This window comes from Streptoverticillium olivoreticuli subsp. olivoreticuli (genome assembly GCF_003391135.1).
Taxonomy (GTDB): domain Bacteria; phylum Actinomycetota; class Actinomycetes; order Streptomycetales; family Streptomycetaceae; genus Streptomyces; species Streptomyces blastmyceticus.
Genome location: NZ_CP031455.1, coordinates 3,929,973 through 3,951,214, shown reverse-complemented (window position 1 = coordinate 3,951,214; position 21,242 = coordinate 3,929,973). Strand labels below are relative to the sequence as shown.

Here is a 21,242-nt window from a genome sequence, read left to right as displayed (position 1 = left end):
TAGTAATTACTGTCAAGAGGGTCGGAATGGGTGGAAACGAGTCCGGCACCGGGTTGTGTTTCAGCCTTCTGGGCCCTGTACGAGGCTGGCGCGACGGCACCGAACTGCCCCTCGGCCCGCCCCAGCAGCGCACCATGCTCGCCGTGCTGCTGATCGAGGCCGGACGCGTCGTCACCGCGGACCGGCTCATCGACGCCATCTGGGGACAGGCCCCGCCCGACCGCGCGCTGGGCGCCGTCCGCACCTACGCCTACCGGCTGCGGCGCCTCCTCGGCCAGGAGACCCTGGTCTCCGCCTCCGGCTCCTACACGGTCCCGGCGGACAGTGTCCACGTCGACATGCGGCGCTGCGAGGAGCTCACGGCCGAGGCGCTGCGCCTGCGGGCCGCGGGCGAACCGCGCCGCGCCCTCGACCTGGCCGACGAGGCCCTGGCGCTGTCGCGGGGTGACGTGCTGCTGCGCCTGCACGGCCCGTACGCCGAGCGCCAGCGGACCCGCTGGGCGGAGCGCGGAAGGGAACTGAACGAACTGCGCATCGAGCTCCGCCTGGCCGCGGGCCGGCACGGCGACGTGCTGGAGGAGCTCACCCGGCTCGCCGCCGAACAACCCCTGAACGAGCGCTTCGCCGAGCTGAGGATGCTCGCCCTCTACCGCGCCGGACGGCAGGCAGACGCCCTCGTGGCGTACACCGAAACGCGCCGCACCCTCGCGGAGGAGGTGGGGGTGGACCCCGGACCCGCCCTCCGCGAACTGCACCAGCGCATCCTGGCCGGCGACCCGGCGCTGGCGCCGGCCGAACCGCCGGCCCCAGTGGGCCGACGGCCTGGGGCGCCGCCGGAGGCCGCTGCCGCCCCCGCCTACGCGCCCCTGCTGACCCCGCGCCATCTCCCCTTCGGGACCGGCGACTTCGTCGGCCGCCAGGCCGACATCGCCTCGGCGGCGGCCGTGCTGCGCACCCCCGGCACGATGCCGGTGGCGGCGCTGTCGGGCCTCGGCGGAGTGGGCAAGACCGAACTCGCCGTCCATGTCGCCCACCGGGTCGCGGAGGACTTCCCCGACGGCCAGCTCTACGCCGATCTGCACGGGGACGACGGGCGCCCGGCGTCCCCGGCGGAGGTGCTGGAGCGGTTTCTGCACGCCTTCGGGGTTCCCGCGCACGCCGTGCCGGCCGCACTCGTGGCGCGCTCGGACCTCTTCCGGTCCGTGCTGGCCAACCGGCGGGTCCTGCTCCTGCTGGACAACGCCCAGGACGCCGAGCAGGTACGGCCGCTGCTGCCCGGCACCCCCGGGTGCGCGGTCCTGGTCACCAGCCGCAACAGGCTGGCCGCGCTGCCCGGCGCCCGGTTCCTCGGGCTGGGCGTCCTGACCCCCGAAGAGTCCTCGGAGCTGTTCACCCGCATCGTCGGCGAGAGGCGGGTGACGGCGGAGGAGGAGGCCGCCCGGCAGATCCTCCACCTCTGCGGCCACTTGCCGTTGGCGGTGCGCGTGCTCGCCTCCCGGCTGGCCTGCCGCCCCTCCTGGACCGTCGGCAGCATGCTCGACCGCCTGCGCAACGAGCGCCGCCGGCTACGGGTGCTGAGCGACGGCGGGCTCGCCGTGGAGGCCGCCTTCCGGATCAGCTACGACCAGCTCGACCCGGCCCAGGCCGAGGCGTTCCGCCTGCTGGCCCTTCCCCAGCTGCACGAACTGCGCCTGGAGGTCGTGGCACACGTCCTGGGCCTGTCCCGGAGCGACGCCGAGGATCTCGCGGAATCCCTCGTGGACTTCTCGCTGCTGGAGACACCGGGCCCCGAGCGCTACCGCTACCACGATCTGGTCCGCGACTTCGCGCGCGACCTCACCGACGCCGACGACCCCGTCCGCGGCCGGATCCCGGGCGCGCTGCTCGACCACTACAACCAGGTCATGCCGGCGCGGCCGGCCTGGGCAGACCCACGTGACATCGCCACCCTGATCCTCCAGTGCGTCCGGGAAGTCCCGGAACTCGACCTCTCCGTCGCCACGACCCTCCTGCTGAACACGGCACTCACCCACACGTCCGGACACGTCGCCCTGCAACTCGGCCGCGCCGCTGGCACCCTGCTGGACCTGGTCCTGGAACAGGGCACCCCGCCGGACGAGGCCCGGGTGCGGCTCGCCCTGGGGCGGCTCCTCGTCGAAGTGGGGTCCCCCACCCCCGCCCTGGCGGAACTTCTGCGCGCCCTGCAGCTCTGCGACCGGTGCACGCTCCCGCCCTTCGTCCGGGCACACGCCAACGCCACGCTCGGCATGTGCTTCACCCATGTCGGCCGCCATCAGGACGCCGCCGACAGCTTCCGGACCGCCGCGTCCCTGCACCACGACATCGGCGACCACGAGGCATCGGTGCTCGAACTGCTCAACCTGGCCCAGGCGTTGGCGAGGGGCGGGCGCGTACCGGGCGCCCGGCGCACCGCCGACACCGCCCGGGCCCTCAGCCGCGCCCTCGCCCATTCCGCGCTGGAGGCCCAGGTGGCCACCACACTCGGCACCATCGCCCACGAACAGGGCGACCACGGACAGGCCGTCGGGCACTTCCGCGCCGCCCTGGACCTGCTCCGCCCCGACGACCACTGCCGGACGGGACGCACCCTTCTCTCCCTGGCCCGGTCGCTCCGGGCCGGGGCACGGCCGCAGGCCGCGGCGGACGCGGCGGCGCGGGCGGCCGACGCCCTCGCGGCGGGCGGCGACCGCTACGGCGCCGGGCTGGCCTGGGCCGAACTCGGACATGCCCTGTCCGACCGCGGCGGCGGTCCCGACCGCGACGCGGCACGCCTGTACTGGGCCAGGGCCCACGAGACACTGGCCGCCATCGGAGCCCCGGAGGCCACCTCGCTGCGCGAGCTCGGCGGGCTGCCGGACGCCCCCGACCGTACGACCCCATGGCCGTCATGGACCCCGAGCAGCCCACCCCTCGCACCGTCGGCCGACCGCGCCTGAAGAACCTCCGCGCCGCCGCCGCACCGCTTACGCCCCCACTACGCCACCCCCGCTAACGTCCCCCGAACCAGCAAAAACGCCCCTCCCGGCGGGGAGGGGCGTGCGGTGGAAACGGAGCGCCCCCGGCAGGACTCGAACCTGCGGCCAAGCGCTTAGAAGGCGCCTGCTCTATCCACTGAGCTACGGGGGCCGGTGTACGGCGGTCGCGGACGGGTGAAGCCCCAGGCTCGGTGGTGCCGTGACCTTGCCGGGGACAAGGATAGGGCTCCGCTCGCCCCGTCCCGGTTGCTTCACCTCCGTGACACGATGTGCAGGTTTGGTGAAGCGGTCCTGATAATCGCAGGCAGGTACGAATCTTGCACCGTTTTTTACGCCTCAGGCGTCGGGTGTTGTGTACTCGTTATGCCTGAGTCCCATCCGCCACGCCTCGCGCGCCATGGGCTATACGCTTCAAAATCACACCAGAATTGGGCATTCTGCACGTGTGGCGACCTTGGACGTACGGCCCCGACTGCTCGACGCGCTGTCCGCACTGCGTGACCGTGTCGACGCCGCACGCTTCCCGCTCCCCCTTCCCGGCGCCGCCCGCGCCCGTCGAAACCGTGCCGAACTCCTGGCGCAACTCGATGACTACTTGGTGCCCCGGCTGTGCGCCCCCGAAGCTCCGCTGCTGGCGGTCGTCGGGGGGTCCACCGGAGCGGGCAAGTCCACTCTCGTCAACTCCCTGGTGGGCCGGCGGGTCACTGCGGCGGGGGTCCTGCGGCCGACGACCCGCACGCCAGTGCTGGTCTGCCACCCGGACGACCACCACTGGTTCGCCGGGCAGCGGGTGCTGCCGGAGCTGCGCAGGATGTGGGTCCCGGCCCAGGAGATCACCGCGTACGAACCGTGCGACCTGAGGCAGATGCAGGAGCTGCTGGGGACCCATGAACTGCTCCATCCGCGCGAGCTGCTGGAGCCGCACGCCGCACGGAAGCCGCACGCCCCGGACGGGCGCGACGGGGCCGGCGAGGAGGAGGACGCCCGGGGTGAGGAGACCGGCGAGCTCCCCGCGCTGCGGATCGAGACGGACCGGAGCCTTCCGCTCGGACTCGCCCTGCTCGACGCCCCCGACATCGACTCCCTCGTCGCCCGCAATCGCGACCTCGCCGCGGAGCTGATCTGCGCCGCCGACATCTGGGTACTCGTCACCACCGCGACCCGGTACGCCGATGCGGTGCCGTGGCACCTGCTGCGCACGGCGAAGGAGTACGACGTCACCCTCGTCACCGTGCTCGACCGGGTGCCGCACCAGGTCGCCGCGGAGGTGTCCCGGCACTACGGCGCGCTGCTGGCGGCGGCGGGGCTCGGCGACGTGCCGCGGTTCACCATCCCCGAGCTTCCGGAGTCCGCGGGCGGCGGAAACGGACTGCTGCCCTCCACGGCCGTCGCGGGGCTGCGCGCCTGGCTCGACCAGCGGGCGCAGGACCCGGCGGCGCACGCCGTCGCGTCCGCCCGCACGGTCGCGGGGCTGCTGGCCTCGCTGGGGTCCCGGCTGCCCGGGCTCGCGGGGGCGGCCGCGACGCAGCACGCCGTGGCCGTACGGCTGCTGCAGCGGGTGGAGGACGCGTACGGGCGGGCGGGCGAGCGGGTGCGGGAGGAGGTCGGCGCGGGCGAGGTGCTCGCCGGTGACGCGCTCACACACTGGCGCGGCCACCCGCAAGACAGCACAGCGGACGAACTGCTCACCGCCCTCACCAGTTCGCTGGCGGCCGTGCTGAGCTGCTCCGTCGCGGCCGCCGACGAGGAGATCACCGCCGCGTGCGTGGGCGACCCGGCGGCCGGCACCGTGCTCGCGCCGCGCGACCCGGACGGGGCGATCGGCCGGATCGGTGTGGCCGTGCGCCGCTGGCGCCGCTGCCTGGAGGAGGTCGCGGAGGAGGCGGTACGGGCGGCCGAGCGCAGCACGGGCCTCGACGCGGACCGGGCCGCCGCCCTGCTCGCCGTATCGCTGCTGGGCGGCCGCCGGGCCCGTACGGCGGGGGAGATCCTCGCCGGGACGCTCGGGCCGCAGGGCGTGCTGCGGCTGCGCGACCGGGGCGCGCAACTGCTGGCCGACTGCCTGGAGCGGGTGCTCGAAGGGGAGCGCGACCGCCGGACCGCGCCCCTCGAAGCGCTCGACATCACCCCCGACCACCAGGTCGAACTCATCGCCGCGCTGTCCGTGCTCCAGAAGGAGAGGTGACCGCCGTGTCCACGTCCGACAGTCGTGAGGAACGGAACGAGAAGCCTGTCCCCGAGACCGCGCGCGGCACTTGGGACGACGGGCTGATCGCGCGCCGCGCCCGCCCGGGGCGCGTTTCCCGTTCGCACACCACCCCGGAGAGCGCGGGCGCCGGGCGCGCGGTCCAGGAGGAGGTCAGCGCCCCACAGGGGCGTACGAACACCTCCGAGCGCTCTCTGTACGCGCCGGAGCCCACCTCCACGCCCCCGATCGGCGCGCTCCTGCGGCCCCGCCTGGACGCCCTGCGGGAGCTCGTGGGGCTGTCGCGGGCGCGGCTGGACCGACGGACGCTCGCGGAGGCGGGGCGGGTGCTGGAGGAGGCCGCGGCACGGCAGCGGCATCCGCTGGACCTGACGGTCGTGGCGATCGCCGGGGCGACGGGCAGCGGCAAGTCGACCCTTTTCAACGCCCTGGCCCGGACCCAGCTTTCGGAGGCCGGGGTGCGGCGGCCGACGACGGCCGTGCCGATCGCGTGCGCGTGGACGGAGCGGACGGACGGCGCGGAGGCGCTGCTGGACCGGCTCGGCATCCCGGCGCGGGCGCGCCGGCAGCCGGTCCGCCCGTACGACCCGGGTATGCACGGGCTCGTCCTGCTGGACCTGCCCGACCACGATTCCGCGACGGCCGGCCACCGCGAGCAGGTGGACCGGATGCTGCGGCTGGTGGACGCGGTGATCTGGGTGGTGGACCCGGAGAAGTACGCGGACGCGGTGCTGCACGAGCGCTATCTGCGGCCGCTGGCGGGCTACGCCGAGGTCACGTTCGTCGTGCTCAACCAGGTCGACCGGCTGTCGGAGGACGCCGCCGACCAGGTGCTGGACGACCTGAGGCGGCTGCTGGACGAGGACGGGCTCGCCCTCGGCGAACACGGCGAGCCGGGCGCCGTCGTGCTGGCCCTGTCGGCGCTCACGGGTGCCGGGGTGGGCGAACTGCGCGAGACCCTGGCCCAGTTCACGGCCGGAAGGAACGTCGCCGAGCGGCGGCTGGTCGCCGATGTGGACGGCGTATCCGCGCGGCTGCGGCCCGCCTATGTGGCCAAGGGGCGGCCGGGGCTGACGGAGGCGGCTAGGCAGGAGTTCGAGGACCGGCTGGCGGAGGCGGTGGGCGCCCAGGCGGCCGGTCTCGCGGCGGAGCGCGCGTGGCTGCGCGACGCGGAGCGCGCCTGCGGGACGTCCTGGACGCTGGCGCGCCGCTGGTACGGCTGGCAACGGGGGGCACGGAAGGCGGTACGCGCGAAGGGGAGCGTGAAGGAGGGCACGAGCGGTCGTACGAGCAGGCTTGCGAGCGGGAGTGCGGTCGACATCCCCGCGCCCCCCACCGCTGCCGACGCCCTCGGAATCCTCGCCCGGCCCGCCTCCTCACCGTGCCGCACGGTGTCCCGGCCCCTGGTGGAACAGGCGGTACGGGCCCTGGCGTACGAGGCGTCCGCCGGGCTGCCCGACCCCTGGGCCCAGGCGGTACGGGAGGCCGCGGGCCGCGGCGCGGAGGGGCTGGCGGACGCCCTGGACGAGGCGGCCTCGGCGGCAGCGGCCATGGCCGTCCGCTGGACCGGACGGACGGGCGTGGGCCTGCGCGCCCGCGGCCCGCGGACGAGCGTGGGAGGCCGCCACGCCAAGGGCGGCGGGCCCGCCACGGGGACGGGCGAACCGTGCACGGGGACGAGGGGCGCGGGGACGACCGGTGCGCCGGTGAGCGCAAACGGCGGCCGAGGGCAAGGGAAGGGAGAGCCGGGCGGATCCGCAGCCTCCGGGCCCGCGGTCTCCGTTCCCGTGGCCCCCGGGCCCCCGGGAACGGACGGTACGGACGGTGCCGGGGGCCCGCGCGGGGCGGTCGCCGTGGCCGGCGCCGCCGACCGGCAGTCCGATCCGGGCGCCGTCGCCGGGCAGCGCCCCGCCCCAGGGAATCCCGCTGGTCGGCGCGCCCGCCCGCGCTTCGCCCGCCCGCGTCTCGCGGTGGGCCGGAGGCTCTCGAAGCACTCCGGAAGAAGGGGCTCCGGGGACCGGGGCGGCCCGCGTACGGGGTCCGGGCGGCTGAGCGCCTGGCGCACGCGTGGGGGTGCGCGCCCGGCGCGCCCCGGTTGGTGGACGGTGGCGGGAACCCTGCAGGGAATGCTCCTGGGGCTGCAACTGGCGGGGACGGTGTGGCTGATGGGTATGACGGCGGAGGTGTTCGGGGGTGAGTGGTGGGCCCCCGGGCTCCTGCTGACGGGCGGTGGTGTGGGTGGTCCGGTCCTCACCTGGTGCTGCCGGATGCTGGCGCGGGGGCCGGCACGGCGGTACGGCCTGGAGACGGAGCGGCGCCTGCGGAGCGCGGCGGCGGGTTGCGGGCGGGAGCGTGTCCTGGAGCCTGTGGCGGCGGAGTTGCTGCGGTACCGGGAGGTGCGGGCGCAGTTTGTGATCGCGGCGGGCGGGGCGTGAGGGTCTGACGTTGCCGCGGGCCGACGAGTGCGTGTGACACATCGATCGGGCCCGGCGCATCAGGCGCCGCCCGGCACATCAAGCCCACCCAGCACATCAGCCCCGCCTGGCGTTTGACGGCACGGCGCGCGGTCGTGTTGGGGGACCTTGGGGGCCCGCCCCCAATCCTCGTGGGTGACGGACTTGTCCACAAAGCGTCCGTCGTCCACAGCCCTCAGCGGGCTTGCGTGAGCAGGGGCAGCATGGGTCTCGGCGCAAGGCCAACGCAATGGGGGAGGCGGCTCGGATGAACGAGACATTGGTGACGGTCGTGGGGAACGTCGCGACGCAGCCGGACTACAGGGAGGCCACGAACGGCTCGGCCGTCTCACGGTTCCGGCTCGCGGCGACGGTGCGCCGCTGGGACCGCGGCAGGGAGGAGTGGTCGGACGCCTACACGAGCTTCTACACCGTGCGCGCCTGGCGCACGCTGGCCGCGAACGTCGTGGCCTCCGTCACGATCGGCGAACCGGTCATCGTGCAGGGAAAGTTGAGGATCCAGGACCAGGAGCGCGACGGAAAGCGGTGGCTGTCGGCGGAGATTGACGCTGTGTCGATCGGTCACGACCTCACCCGCGGCACCTCGGCCTTCCGCAGGGTCTCACCGGCGAGACCGCTGCCGGTCGAACCGGTGCGGATGGCGGGAGCAAGAGCGGACGCAATGGTTCCACCGGGGACGAAAGGGGTCGCTCCGGACCACCCGCCGGCAGTGGCGGGAGCCGAGGGGGCGGGTGCGGTGGGCGTGGGGGCGATCGGCGTTACCGGGGTCGCGGTCGGGGCAACGCCCTTGTGAAATGGGGTGTTTGTCCCACCGATTTATCGATAATGCCAGGTCAGGCGGCGTTCTCCGATAACGATTCCGATTCGGATCGGTTGGGCGGCCCCCTCGGTGGGGATGCTGTCGCGCTCGCTCCTTAAGATCACGTTCGCAGCACGTGGCAACGGGGGCTTCTGAGTTTTGAGTTCACTGACGAGGCGCATCGACTGGATCTGCGCGCGCCCGGAAGGAAATTGATGACTTCTGTCAAGAGGCGGGGAGCTGCCCGCCTTGCCGCAGCGGCCTTGGTGTCGGGTCTGGCTGCGGTAGGCACGATAGTCGTGGCGGGCCCCGCCGCCGCGGAGGACGCGCCGCAGAACCAGGGCGGCGTCAGCGCCACCCTCGGCAGGATCACGGCCGGATCGGGAGCCGTCGTCCACGACCGGCGGAAGACCGGCGACATGCAGGCGGGCCTGTTCGAGATGAAGGTCGACGGTGGTGGCTCGCTCCAGACGTACTGCGTCGACATACTCACCAACACCGTGGACGGCGCGAAGTACAAAGAGGTCGGCTGGGGCGAGTCGCCCCTCCACGGCAACAAGAACGCGGGCAGGATCCGCTGGATCCTCCAGCACTCCTACCCGCAGGTGAACGACCTCGCCGCGCTCGCCAAGGACGCCGACTCGGGCCCGCTCGACGCGAACACCGCCGCCGCGGGCACCCAGGTCGCGATCTGGCGCTACTCCGACGGCGTCCAGGTCGACGCCAAGGACGCCGCGGCCGAGAAGCTCGCCGACTACCTCTACAAGAACGCCCAGGACACCGACGAGCCCGCCGCGTCCCTGTCCCTGACCCCGTCGGCGGTCTCCGGCAAGTCCGGTGGACGGCTCGGCCCGGTCACCGTCCGCACCAGCGCGAGCAGTGTCACCGTCACCCCTGCCGGTGACGCCGACGCCAAGGGCGTGAAGATCGTCGACAAGGAGGGCAAGCCGGTCACCTCCACCGGGGACGGGGGCGAGCTCTATTTCGCCGTGCGGCCCGGTGCCCGCGACGGATCCCTGTCCCTGAAGGCCACGGCGGCCACCAAGGCGCCGGTCGGCCGGGTCTTCATCGGTGACCACACCACCACGCAGAGCCAGATCCTGGCCGGCTCCAGCGAGAGCACCGTTTCCGCCACGGCCACCGCGACCTGGGCGGAGAAGGGCGCCATGCCGGCGCTGTCCGCCAGGAAGAACTGCGCCAAGGGCGGCGTGGACATCACCGCCGACAACAAGGGCGACGCCCCGTTCGTCTTCGACCTCGACGGGACCCGGCACGCCGTCCCCGCGGGCCGGTCCGAGACGACCTTTGTGAAGGTGGGCGAGGATCAGGCGTACAGGTTCACGATCAAGGGTCCCAACGGCTTCTCCAGGACGTTCTCCGGGATATTGGACTGCATGACCGCCGAGAGCGGCGCGGCGGCCGCCACCGACGGCGGCACGGCGGCGGGCGCGGGCACCGGCACGAAGGCCGAGCGCGCGTCCCGTATGCGCCCGGCCTCGGCCGGCGGCGTCGGGAAGGGTGTGGTCAACGCCTCCGCCGAGGGTGATCTCGCCGAGACGGGCGCCAATCACACCGACCCCACGTTCACCGGCGTGGCGATCGCGCTGATCGTCGTCGGCAGCGGAGCGGTCTACCTCCTGCGCAGGCAGAAGGCGGCCTCAGGGGAGTGACCCCGGTCACGGTGTGCGGGCGGGAGTCCGCCTGCCCGCACACCACCCGGCACACCACTGCGCACACCCCCGGCCGCCCGAGGCTGTGACCAACCCGTTTCCGCCGAGGGCTACCAGTCCGGCATGATGGGGTGTATCTGCCCTCACGCGGCGGAGCCGCACATTGGCCCTTCTCGATTGCCGGACGGTTTATCTTGGCTGAGTTCATTTACACCATGCGCAAGACGCGCAAGGCGCACGGCGACAAGCTCATCCTCGATGACGTGACGCTGAACTTCCTGCCCGGCGCGAAGATCGGTGTCGTGGGGCCCAACGGTGCCGGTAAGTCCACGGTGCTCAAGATCATGGCCGGCCTGGAGCAGCCCTCCAACGGTGACGCGTTCCTCTCCCCGGGGTACACCGTCGGCATCCTGATGCAGGAGCCGAAGCTCGACGAGTCCAAGACCGTCCTGGAGAACGTCGAGGACGGCGTCGCGGAGATCAAGGGGAAGCTCAACCGCTTCAACGAGATCGCCGAGCTGATGGCGACGGACTACTCCGACGCGCTGCTCGACGAGATGGGCAAGCTCCAGGAGGACCTGGACCACGCCAACGCCTGGGACCTCGACGCACAGCTCGAGCAGGCCATGGACGCGCTGGGCTGCCCGCCCGGCGACTGGCCGGTCGTCAACCTCTCCGGTGGCGAGAAGCGCCGCGTCGCGCTCTGCAAGCTGCTGCTCGAGGCCCCCGACCTGCTGCTCCTCGACGAGCCCACCAACCACCTCGACGCCGAGTCGGTGAACTGGCTGGAGCAGCACCTCTCGAAGTACGCGGGCGCCGTTGTCGCCGTCACCCACGACCGCTACTTCCTCAACAACGTCGCCGAGTGGATCCTGGAGCTCGACCGCGGCCGGGCGCACCCGTACGAGGGCAACTACTCGACCTACCTCGAGAAGAAGGCCACCCGCCTCAAGGTGGAGGGGCAGAAGGACGCGAAGCGCGCCAAGCGCCTCAAGGAAGAGCTGGAGTGGGTCCGCTCCAACGCCAAGGGCCGTCAGACCAAGTCCAAGGCGCGTCTCGCTCGTTACGAGGAGATGGCGGCCGAGGCCGACAAGATGCGGAAGCTGGACTTCGAGGAGATCCAGATCCCGCCGGGCCCGCGCCTGGGTTCCATCGTCGTCGAGGTCAACAACCTCTCCAAGAGCTTCGGCGACAAGGTGCTCGTCGACGACCTCTCGTTCACGCTGCCGCGCAACGGCATCGTGGGCATCATCGGCCCGAACGGCGCCGGCAAGACGACCCTCTTCAAGATGATCCAGGGCCTGGAGACTCCGGACTCCGGCTCGATCAAGGTCGGCGAGACCGTCAAGATCTCCTACGTCGACCAGGGCCGCGCCAACATCGACCCCAAGAAGACGCTGTGGGCCGTCGTCTCCGACGAGCTGGACTACATCAACGTCGGCCAGGTCGAGATGCCGTCCCGCGCGTACGTCAGCGCCTTCGGCTTCAAGGGCCCGGACCAGCAGAAGCCCGCCGGTGTCCTCTCCGGTGGTGAGCGCAACCGTCTGAACCTGGCGCTGACGCTCAAGGAGGGCGGCAACCTGCTGCTCCTGGACGAGCCGACGAACGACCTCGACGTCGAGACCCTCTCCTCGCTCGAGAACGCGCTGCTGGAGTTCCCCGGTGCGGCCGTGGTCATCTCGCACGACCGCTGGTTCCTGGACCGGGTCGCCACGCACATCCTCGCCTACGAGGGCAACTCCAAGTGGTACTGGTTCGAGGGCAACTTCGAGTCGTACGAGAAGAACAAGATCGAGCGACTCGGTGCCGACGCGACCCGTCCGCACCGCGCCACCTACAAGAAGCTCACCCGGGGCTGACCGTGGCGCGTCACGTGTACTCGTGCCCCCTGCGCTGGTCGGACATGGACGCCTTCGGCCATGTGAACAACGCGGTCTTCATCCGCTACCTCGAAGAGGCACGGATCGACTTCATGTTCCGGCTGGCGCCGGGGGAGGGGAGCGCGTCCTTCACGGGCGGCTCCGTCGTGGCCCGGCACGAGATCGACTATCTGCGTCCCCTGGTGCACCGGCATGCCCCGGTGACCATCGAGACGTGGGTGACGAAGCTGGGAGCGGCGTCCCTGACCGTCGCCTATGAGGTCAAGGACGAGGACCGGGTGTACGTGAAGGCCACCACCGTCGTCGTGCCGTACGACTTCCAGGAGGGCCGCCCGCGGCGGATCACCGCCGAGGAGCGGGCCTTCCTGGAGGAGTACCGGGACGACGACGGGCAGGCCGACGGCCGTCCCGCCGCGAAGGGGGCCGTCGCCGCATGACGGCGCACCCCGTTCCGTACGGGCAGCGGCTGTGCTTCGCCGATGCCGGGGAGGCGGCCGACCTGGCCGGCTTCCTGGCCCGGCTGATCCACTACGACCGGGCCGCCGCGGTCCGGCTCCAGGCGAGCGGCGGGGTGCTGGGCGTCTTCGGCCGCCCGCCGTCCTTCGAGGTCCTCGCCATCCGCACCGCGCGGCTGGCCGAGCCCGCGGAGGGCGCGGAGCGGACCGTGCTGGACACCACGGTCTCCGCCGGTCAGCTCGCCGACGCCCTGGACGCCGCGGGCGCCGCGAGCCCCGGCTCCGGGCCGGTCGTGGTCGTCCCCGAGGCCGTCACGGGACCGCCGTGGGCCGGTGTGCTGCCACCGCGCAGCGGCTGGCAGCGCGTCGAGGGCCTGCCCGGCGTGGAGGCCGTGCGGGGCGCGGTGGCCGCCGCCGTCACCGAGTTCCGCACCCGGGACGAGGCCCTGCCCGAGCCGCAGCGCACGCGCGTCGAGCGCGACCGCATCGGCCGGGAGATCTGGTCCCGCACCCTGGGCGACACGGCGCTGCCGCTGCGCGCGGTGCACGCCGCCCAGTCGCTGGGCTTCCTGCGGCCCGTACGGACCGGGGCCGCCGCCGGGCCCGCCGCGGGCCGGGCCGGTGCCGCGCTCGCCCTCGGCCCCGAGCCGCTGACGCTCTTCGCCGCGGGAGGCTGGTTGCGCCTGCGCACCCCGTACGGTTCGGTCGCCGTCCGCACGGGCGGCCTCCAGGGCCTGACGGTCACCCCCGCCTGAGGCGCCGGGGCGCCGGGAACGGCGCCCCGCTCACCCCTCGGTGTTGACCATCGAGGCCGCGGCGTAGGTCAGATACCTCCACAGCTGCTCGGTGTGCTCGGGCGCGAGCTCCAGCTCGTCGACCGCGTCCCGCATGTGCCGCAGCCACGCGTCGTGCGCGGCGCGGTTCACCTCGAAGGGCGCGTGCCGCATCCGCAGCCGCGGGTGACCGCGGTTGTCGCTGTACGTACGGGGGCCGCCCCAGTACTGGATCAGGAACAGCACCAGGCGCTCCTCGGCCGGGCCGAGGTCCTCCTCCGGGTACATCGGCCGCAGCAGCGGGTCCTCGGCCACCCCCTGGTAGAAGCGGTGGACCAGGCGCCGGAAGGTCTCCTCGCCGCCCACCTGCTCGTAGAACGTCTGCTCCTGCAGTGTGCCGCGCGGAATCTCATTCACCCCTCCATGGTCTCAGACCACACGGCCGAGGACGGGGGAAGTAGGACCATCGCACCTTCGAAGGGCAAGGGCGACGCCGCGGCGTCGCCCCCGGCCCGGCGGCGGCGCACCCTGGAGGCATGGCCGAAGACGAGGAGCCCGCGGCCGGTCTCCGCGCCGGGCTCGTGCGGGAACTGGTCGCCCGCGGCGAGCTGACCGACCCCCGGTGGCGGGCCGCCTTCGAGGAGGTCCCGCGCGAGCTGTTCGTGCCGTCCTACTACGTGGGCGCCCCCGGCGGACACCGGCTGCTCTCCCGCGACGACCCGGACCCCCGGGCGCGCGACGCCTGGCTGAGCGGGGTCTACGCGGACGAGCCGCTGGCCACGTACGTCCGGGACGGCGAGCTGATCTCCTCCAGCAGCCAGCCGTCCCTGATGGCCAAGATGCTCACGGCCCTGGACCTCCACGACGGCCACACCGTCCTGGAGATCGGCGCGGGCACCGGCTACAACGCCGCGCTGCTCGCGCACCGCCTCGGTGACGACGCCGTGACGACCGTCGACCTCGACCCCGAGATCACGGACGCCGCACGCGCGCACCTCGCGGCGGCCGGCTTCCACCCCACGGTCGTCACCGGCGACGGGGCGCTCGGCTGCCCGTCACGCGCCCCTTTCGACCGGACCATCGCCACCTGCGCCCTGTCCTCCGTGCCGCACGCCTGGGTCGCGCAGAGCGGGCCGGGCGGGCTGATCCTCGCCCCGCTCGCCACCGGCCTGATCGCCCTGCGGGTCGCGGACGCCACGCACGCGGAGGGCAGGTTCCTGCGGACCCCCGCCTATTTCGTGCCGCTGCGCGGCGCGGCCGTGCCACCACCGCCCGACCGGAGCGGCCTCCCCTGGCGCCTGCTGCGCAGCGACAGGTTCCAATTCCTGCTGACGCTGAGCCGGATGGCGCCGGCGGACGCCCTCGCCCTGTGGCACGACGAAGGCCGCCCGCCGCGCGAACGCTACGGCGTGACCGTGGCCGGGGACCGGCAGTGGGCCTGGCTCGACACCCCCGACGGACCCTGGCGCTGGCCGCTGGGCCAGGAGATCAGCTCCGGCGGAGCGTGATCGTCGTCCAGGCGCCGACGTGCACCCGGTCGCCGTCGTGGAGCGGCACCGGGACGTACGGCTGGATGGGCTCCGCCGAGCCGTTGATCGTGGTGCCGTTGGTGGAGTCCTGGTCGACGACCGCCCAGCTGCCGTCCGGCTGCTGCACCAGCATGGCGTGCTGGTGCGAGACGCCCGGGTCCTCCGGCGGCCGGGACAGGTCGATGTCCGGGGACTCCCCGGTGCTGTGCCGGCGGCGGCCGATCGTCACCTGCGGGCCCCCGAGCGGAAGCTGGAGCTCGGGGGAGTAGGCGGGCAGGTTCAGCCCGGCCGCCTCCGGGCCGCTGCGGTTCATCATGGCCAGGAAGTAGTCGCGGTCGGGTGCCACGACCGCGATCCAGCCCGCGGACGCGGCGGGCGGCCCCGCCTGCGGCGGCACGCTCTGCGGCACTCCCTCACCCGCGTGCTCCTGATACGGAGCCGCATGTTCCTGATAGGGAGCCGCATGCTCCGCGTACGGGTACGACGGCGCCGAGCTCGGCGGCGGCAGCATCCAGTCGTCGTCGTCACCGAACGACGGCGACGCCGGGTGCGTCTCCGGGGTGAGCGGCTCGGCCGGCCGGTTGATCCGGGACGGACGCGAACCGTAGTACTCGTACGACTGCGGTGGCTGGGTGTGCTGCGGCGCCGGGGGCGGCGCCGACTGGGGCTCCTGCGCCTGCGGCACCGGCGGCGGACCGAACGAACCCCCCGTGTGTGTCAGGAAGTTGTGGCGGCACTCCTCGCAGAACGGCGCCTGCGCCTCACGCGGCGTACGGCAGTGCGGGCACAGCTCCGCCTGGACGGTCGTGTCCCCGTAATAGCCACCGCCCGGGCCGGACAGGGGCGGTGCGGAGGGCGGTGGCGGCGGAGGGACGGCACCCGCGGGGGCGGCCGCCGACATTCGGTGGCCGCACACCTCGCACCAGTCGTCGGCCGCCGACTGATGGCCGTTCGGGCAGGTCGGCATGTCGGTTGATTCCCCCTCGTGTGCCGTTCGTCGCCGGTCTCTTCGCCGGTTCGTCGCACCGGATCGTCTCACCGGGGCGCGCACCGGTCGCCGCCGGGCCGCCACCGTACGGGGGCGAGCCCGGTCCGGACCGATGCGCGGACCCCGGCCGGCCCGCCGCCGGGAGCCGCCACCGCCGCCCTCGCGGCAGCCGCGCGCCCCCTGCGCCGTTCCTCGCTACTTCTTCACTCGTACGGTCTTGGTCGAGCGCGTTTCGAGCGTCATCTGCGCCTCGGCCGTGACCTTCGCCTTCAGCCGCACAGTACCCGTCACGGCGTCCACGACGTCCACCACTTTCGCAAGGAGTTTCGCGGTGTCCTCGTTGCCGGACCGGTTCGCCAGCTGCACGGCGCGGCCGAGCTTGGCCGTGGCCCCGTCGACGTCCCCCGACTTCCGCAGGTCCAGGCCCTGTTGGATGACCTCGGCCAGCTCGGCCTGCCCGGTGTAGTGGGCGACCTGGGGGCTGATGGACGTCGACGCCGCCAGGTCGTCCGTCCAGATCGCCCGGACCAGCCCCTGCGCGAGCGCCTGCGGCGTGGAACCGTCCGGCGCGGGCAGCACGAGCGAGACCCGCGCGGCCAGCATCTCCTCGCCCACCGCGGCACTCGGCACCCGCACGCACACGTGGTAGTCGCGCGACTCGTCGCCCCACGAACCCGTCGGATAGTCGCCCGTGCGCGGCCCCGACTCGGCCCGCCTGCCGGTCAGTTCCTCCATCGACGGTGCGACCTGCTTGACGAACTGCACCTCGGCGCCCTGCGGGGTCCACAGCCGCAGCGCCACGTCCGCGACCTCCTTGCCCATGGTGGCCCGCATCATGCTGGTGAAGTCCGCGGCCAGCCCGGCCGGGTCGGCGACGATGTCGGCGGTGCCCAGCAGCGCCGAGGCGATGCCGGTCACCTCCTTGACCTCCCAGTCCGTCCCCACGCCCCGCGCGTCACAGGTGAACCGCCCCGCGCACGCGTCCAGCGTGGCCCGCAGCGCCTCCGGTTCCTCGTGCTCGTTGCGGCCGTCGGTCAGCAGGATGCCGTGGCGTATCGCGGTGTCGGACGCGTCCAGCAGCCGGTCGGCCAGGCGCAGCCAGGTGCCGATCGCGGTGCCGCCGCCCGGAGTGAGCTTGCGCAGCGCCTCCTTGGCCTGCTGCCGGGTGACGGGACCGGCCACCGCGAGCCGGCCGCCGCCGGGATACGCCTCCTTCGCCTGGTGCGTACCGGCCACCACGGCGAAGGCCACGCCGTCGCGCAGGGTGTCGATGGCGGCCGCGGTGGCGTCCCGGGCGTTGCGCATCTTGGTGGGCGGATAGTCCATCGAGCCCGAGCAGTCGACCATGATGACCACGGCGGCGTCCGGGGCCTGCTCGCGGGGCGTGTGCGCCGCGGGGGACAACTGGGCCGGGATGGGCGTCTCTCCAGTGGTGCCACCCCCGGTCGAGGTGACCGTGACGATCGCGTTGACCTCGCGGCCGCCCTCGGGCAGATGGGCGTTCTGATACACCTCGACCGTGAACCGGGGCACACCCGGCTTGGAGAAAATGGCCATCTGATCCGCTCCTCGGTACTCATCAAAAGCAACAAGTGGGCGGGGGGCGGCCAGGCGCCCGGCACCGGACCCGGCACCGCGGTGTGCATCCCCCCGTGGACACGCGCGCGTCAGGCCGATCCTGCCCCTTCGAGCGGCAGCGGGAACGGCAGGACCGCCACTGTTACGTTGTCGTGGCCGCCCCCGTCGAGCGCGTGGGCCAGCAGCCGCCGCGCGCACTCCAGCGGCCGCTGCCGGGCGTCCGGCGGGGTGATCGCGGCCATGTGCTCGGCGGATTCCGCGTAGTTCCACAGCCCGTCGGTGCACACGATGACGACGCCCTCCCGGTCGGGGTGGAACGACGCGGTGTGCGGCTCGACCTCGTACGCGTCCGCGCCGAGCCAGCCGGTGATCGCGTGGGCGCGCTCGTCCGCGTAGGCCTCGGCCTCCGACAGCAGGCCCGCCGCGACCATCTGGGCGGCCCACGAGTCGTCCTCGGTGAGCCGGGCGGGCTGGGTGCCGCGGTCCTCCGGCACCCAGTAGGCGCGGCTGTCGCCGATCCAGCCGACCGTCAGGAGGTCGCCGGTGATGACGGCGCTGACGATGGTGCAGGCGGGGGCGTTCTCGTGGCGGTGCGGCTCGTGCCGGCGCGCCTCGTCCGCGGCCGGTGTCGTGGCGAGCGCCGTGACGGCCTCGGCGGCGTGGACGATCGCGTCGTGGGTGGCCTGCCGGGGGTCCGCGCCCACCGGCAGGGCCGCCACGAGGGTCTCGCGCGCGGCCGCGCAGGCGGCCGCCGACGCCTCGTCGGGGCGGGTCGCGGACGACACGCCGTCACTGACGACGGCGACGGTGGCGGGGCCGCCGTCCGCGAGTGCCACGGTGGACACGGCGTACGCGTCCTCGTTCCGGTGGTGGCGCAGGCCGCGGTCACTGACCGCCGCGACGCCTGGCAACTGGTGCTCCATGTGATCCCGTTCGCGCGGCTGTGCATGACCGCAGTGTTCGCAGTACCCGTCCTTGTCGATCATGCCGGATCGGCAGGACCCGCAGATCCTGCCGGTGCCGTCCGCGCCGGGATGCGCGGCGCCCGGCTCCGGCGGCGCCCCGGAGACACCGTGTGCCGCCTGCGCGGGCACACCCCCGAACACGCGCGCCTCGCGCGGGTCGGGGCCGGTGCCGGGCGCCGCCGAGGCATCGCTGCCGGGCGGCGGCCCCGGGGCGGGCCGGTCGGCCGCCCGTGCGGCCGTGCGCCCCTCCGGCGCCGTGAACAGGCCCCCGGGAGGCCCGGCCGACGGCAGCGGCGGCGCCGAGAGGTCGGCACCGCAGCCGCCGCAGAAATTGTCGGCCGGCTCCAGGGGCTCGTGGCAGGAGGGACATACCGTCAGCTGTGGGGGGCGCGGCAGTTGCGACATCGATCACACCCATGTCCTGGGGCGGAAACGGTTGGCCCGCTCCACCAGTTCGATCCGTTCCTCACCGCGCTGGGCGAGGCGCGCGAGCACGCGGTACGAGCGCTCCAGCCCGAAACGCAGCCCGCGCTCGTCCAGGCCGCTGCCGAGCAGCGCGGCGGTGTGCTCCGGACGCGCCCGCGCTCCCGGGGCGCCCGCGAGCACCCAGTCCAGCGCGGTGCCGAGCACCTCCGTGCACAGCCGCTCCCGCCGCACGGCGTCCAGCCCGAAGTCCGCGAGCCGCTCCACCTGGCCGGCCGCGGCCAGCAGGTCGTCCAGCAGCGCGTCCTGGGGGAGGCGTCCGCGCAGCCGGGCCCGTACCGCCGCGACCCGTGCCGCCGTGTAGTGGATGGACGCCTCCGGTATGGACTCCAGCGCGTCCACCGCGCCCGCCCGGTCCCCGGCGGCCAGCCGCACCCGGGCCAGCCCGAACGCGGCGCCGACGAAGCTCGGGTCCGTCGTCCACACCAGACGGTAGTACTCGGCGGCGTTGTCGAGCTGCCCCAGCACCTCCGCGCACACCCCCAGCGCCAGCTTCGGCGCGGGCTCGCCCGGGAACGCGTCGTAGACGGCGTCGAAGGACAGCGCGGCCGTCTCGTGGTCACCGCAGGCCAGCGCGTGCAGCCCGCGGTACCAGACGATCCGCCAGTCCTCGGGGTGCGCCGCCTCCAGCGCCTCGATCGCCTTCGACGCCGGCCCCTCCTCGCCGAGCTCCAGCTGGGCCCGCACGCGCCGCAGCCGCAGCTCGGGCGACTGGGTGGGCGCCGCCTGGAGCGCCGCGTACAGCTCGGCGGGCTGGGAGGCCAGCAGGCCGGCCAGGAAACCGGCGTTGGGGTCGTTCGGGTCGACCAGCGGCACCGGCAGGGCCAGCGCCGCGGCCCGGGTGTCCAGCGGGGCCACGGCCGCCGCCCGGCCGCCGCCCGCACCCGGTGGCAGCCGCTGCGCGGGCACCGCGGCCGTCACCGCCCTCCGGCCCGTCATCCGGGCGCCCAGCACCGACGTCTCGCACACCGTCTCCTCGAACAGCCGGGTGTCCACCACCCGCAGCTCGGGCCCGAACAGCGTGGACAGCGCGGGCCGCGGCCGCCCCGTCTGGAGCGCCACCACCTCCCGCAGCACGCCCGTCAGCTGGTCCGCCATCTCCTGCGCGGACGCGAACCGCCGCCCCGGATCGGGGTCGGTCGCCCGGACGAGCAGCCGGTAGAAGGACTCGTAGCGGGTGAAGACCTCGATGCTGTCGGGGTCCGGGAGGCTGTCCGCGAAGACGTTGGTGTAGCCCTGGAAGTCGAAGGTGAGCACCGCCAGCGTGCGCGCCACCGTGTACAGGTCGGAGGCGACGGACGGGCCCACCAGCGCGACCTCCGGCGCCTGGTAGCCCACGGTGCCGTAGATCGCGCTGTCGTCGTCGTCCATCCGGCGGACCGCGCCCATGTCGATCAGCTTGAGCTGGTCCTGCTGCTGGATGGCGTTGTCGACCTTGAAGTCGCAGTACAGCAGGTTGCGGCTGTGCAGGTGGCCCAGCGCGTCCAGCGCCTCGATGCCGTACGCGCACGCCTGCTCGACCGGCAGCGGGTCGCGCCGCCCGTCCGGCTGCCGCCGCTCGTTGGCGATCTCCTTGAGCGACTTGCCGCCCACGTACTCCATGACGATGTAGCCGTCGAGGCTGCCGGTCCGCTGGTCGAGGTGCTCGACGAAGTTGTAGATGCGGACGATGTTGGAGTGCTCGATCTCCGCGAGGAAGCGCCGCTCGGAGACGGCCACCGCCAGCGCGTCCTCGTCGCCCGTGTCCAGCAGGCCCTTGAGGACGACCCAGCGGTCGGACACGGCGCGGTCCACGGCCAGATAGATCCAGCCGAGCCCGCCGTGCGCGAGGCAGCCCACGACCTCGTACTGCCCGTGCACCACGTCGCCCGAGCGCAGCTTCGGGACGAAGGAGTACGGGTGCCCGCACTTGGTGCAGAAGCCCTCCGTGCGCCCCGGCCGGTCCCCGCGCGAACGCCCCACCTGCGCACCGCAGTCGCCCTTGCTGCAGAACCGCTTGCGCTCGGGCACCTCCGGGTTGGCGAGGACCGCCGCCCGCGGATCGGGGCGCGGCACCTCCGGCACGCTCACCAGCCCCGCGCCCAGCTTGCCGCGCCCGGACACCGGGGCCGCCGAGGAGCGCGAGCTGCGCACCGACACCGACCGGGCGCCCGCCGTGCTCCCGGACCCCTCCGAACCACCGGTCAGCGAACGCGACAGCCTGCCCGAGACCGACCGGCGCGACGTGGAGGACCCCGACGATCTCGACGACGCCCCTGACGACGACCCCGAGGACGACCGCGACGAACCGCCGCTCTGCCCCGAGCCCCGCCCCCCGGCCGTCACCCCGGTGGCCGGGGACGCCAGCATGCCGCGCGGCGAGACCACCGGCGTCAGCCCACAGGTGTCGCAGTACAGCTCGCCGCCGCCCACGTCCTCGTACGACCCGGAACAGCCCGGTCGCTGA

General features: G+C 73.6%; 15 protein-coding genes and 1 tRNA gene. 10 read left to right on the top strand and 6 right to left on the bottom strand.

What is annotated here, in order from left to right; translation table 11 throughout:
* Positions 1–26: 26 nt before the first annotated feature.
* Positions 27–2,957, top strand: coding sequence for an AfsR/SARP family transcriptional regulator (locus DXZ73_RS17145; RefSeq protein WP_116211866.1), 2,931 nt, complete (start codon positions 27–29; stop codon positions 2,955–2,957).
* A 117-nt stretch (positions 2,958–3,074) separates the two neighbouring features.
* On the opposite strand, the gene DXZ73_RS17140 is transcribed toward DXZ73_RS17145, so the two are convergent.
* Positions 3,075–3,147: transfer RNA gene (locus DXZ73_RS17140), tRNA-Arg, on the bottom strand.
* A 303-nt stretch (positions 3,148–3,450) separates the two neighbouring features.
* On the opposite strand from DXZ73_RS17140, the gene DXZ73_RS39485 reads away from it, so the two are divergent.
* The 7 genes from DXZ73_RS39485 to DXZ73_RS17105 all read left to right on the top strand — a co-directional run bounded on the left by DXZ73_RS39485 (position 3,451) and on the right by DXZ73_RS17105 (position 13,235).
* Positions 3,451–5,181: a dynamin family protein gene (locus DXZ73_RS39485; protein ID WP_116215669.1), complete on the top strand. Its 1,731-nt coding sequence runs from the start codon at positions 3,451–3,453 to the stop codon at positions 5,179–5,181.
* A 5-nt stretch (positions 5,182–5,186) separates the two neighbouring features.
* Entirely contained in the window at positions 5,187–7,637 is a 2,451-nt protein-coding gene (locus DXZ73_RS17130) for a YfjP family GTPase (RefSeq protein ID WP_240351381.1), read from the top strand.
* Between the two features lie 286 nt (positions 7,638–7,923).
* The gene (locus DXZ73_RS17125; protein WP_116211865.1) at positions 7,924–8,469 is read left to right on the top strand and encodes a single-stranded DNA-binding protein; all 546 of its coding nucleotides are present in this window, start codon (positions 7,924–7,926) and stop codon (positions 8,467–8,469) included.
* A gap of 305 nt (positions 8,470–8,774) precedes the next feature.
* Positions 8,775–10,145 carry a Cys-Gln thioester bond-forming surface protein gene (locus tag DXZ73_RS17120; RefSeq protein WP_338059123.1) on the top strand — a complete coding sequence of 457 codons (1,371 nt, stop codon included), beginning with the start codon at positions 8,775–8,777 and terminating at the stop codon, positions 10,143–10,145.
* A gap of 194 nt (positions 10,146–10,339) precedes the next feature.
* On the top strand, positions 10,340–12,004 hold the full coding sequence (gene ettA, locus DXZ73_RS17115; protein WP_116211863.1) for an energy-dependent translational throttle protein EttA: 1,665 nt from the start codon (positions 10,340–10,342) through the stop codon (positions 12,002–12,004).
* A gap of 2 nt (positions 12,005–12,006) precedes the next feature.
* On the top strand, positions 12,007–12,462 hold the full coding sequence (locus tag DXZ73_RS17110) for an acyl-CoA thioesterase (protein ID WP_116211862.1): 456 nt from the start codon (positions 12,007–12,009) through the stop codon (positions 12,460–12,462).
* On the top strand, positions 12,459–13,235 hold the full coding sequence (locus tag DXZ73_RS17105) for a hypothetical protein (RefSeq protein ID WP_116211861.1): 777 nt from the start codon (positions 12,459–12,461) through the stop codon (positions 13,233–13,235). The genes DXZ73_RS17110 and DXZ73_RS17105 overlap by 4 nt, the downstream gene beginning before the upstream one ends.
* Positions 13,236–13,265: 30 nt before the next feature.
* Here the strand turns inward: DXZ73_RS17105 and DXZ73_RS17100 are convergent, their stop codons facing one another.
* Positions 13,266–13,670 (bottom strand): globin, encoded by a 405-nt coding sequence (locus DXZ73_RS17100; RefSeq protein ID WP_116211860.1) that lies wholly within the window; start codon positions 13,668–13,670, stop codon positions 13,266–13,268.
* Positions 13,671–13,789: 119 nt separating this feature from the next.
* Here DXZ73_RS17100 and DXZ73_RS17095 point away from each other — a divergent pair, with 119 nt between their 5' ends.
* Positions 13,790–14,761: a methyltransferase domain-containing protein gene (locus tag DXZ73_RS17095; protein WP_116211859.1), complete on the top strand. Its 972-nt coding sequence runs from the start codon at positions 13,790–13,792 to the stop codon at positions 14,759–14,761.
* Here the strand turns inward: DXZ73_RS17095 and DXZ73_RS17090 are convergent.
* From DXZ73_RS17090 to DXZ73_RS17075, 4 genes are all read right to left on the bottom strand, one after another.
* On the bottom strand, positions 14,742–15,749 hold the full coding sequence (locus DXZ73_RS17090) for an FHA domain-containing protein (RefSeq protein ID WP_116211858.1): 1,008 nt from the start codon (positions 15,747–15,749) through the stop codon (positions 14,742–14,744). The genes DXZ73_RS17095 and DXZ73_RS17090 overlap by 20 nt on opposite strands.
* Positions 15,750–15,965: 216 nt before the next feature.
* Positions 15,966–17,327, bottom strand: a complete 1,362-nt coding sequence (locus DXZ73_RS17085) for a VWA domain-containing protein (RefSeq protein WP_116211857.1) — start codon at positions 17,325–17,327, stop codon at positions 15,966–15,968.
* A gap of 110 nt (positions 17,328–17,437) precedes the next feature.
* The gene (locus DXZ73_RS17080; RefSeq protein ID WP_116211856.1) at positions 17,438–18,718 is read right to left on the bottom strand and encodes a PP2C family serine/threonine-protein phosphatase; all 1,281 of its coding nucleotides are present in this window, start codon (positions 18,716–18,718) and stop codon (positions 17,438–17,440) included.
* Between the two features lie 3 nt (positions 18,719–18,721).
* Positions 18,722–20,899, bottom strand: coding sequence for a tetratricopeptide repeat protein (locus tag DXZ73_RS17075; protein WP_425315843.1), 2,178 nt, complete (start codon positions 20,897–20,899; stop codon positions 18,722–18,724).
* Between DXZ73_RS17075 and DXZ73_RS40615 the strand changes: the two genes are divergently transcribed.
* Positions 20,883–21,242 carry a hypothetical protein gene (locus DXZ73_RS40615; RefSeq protein WP_425315842.1) on the top strand — a complete coding sequence of 120 codons (360 nt, stop codon included), beginning with the start codon at positions 20,883–20,885 and terminating at the stop codon, positions 21,240–21,242. The two genes, DXZ73_RS17075 and DXZ73_RS40615, sit on opposite strands and share 17 nt — an antisense overlap.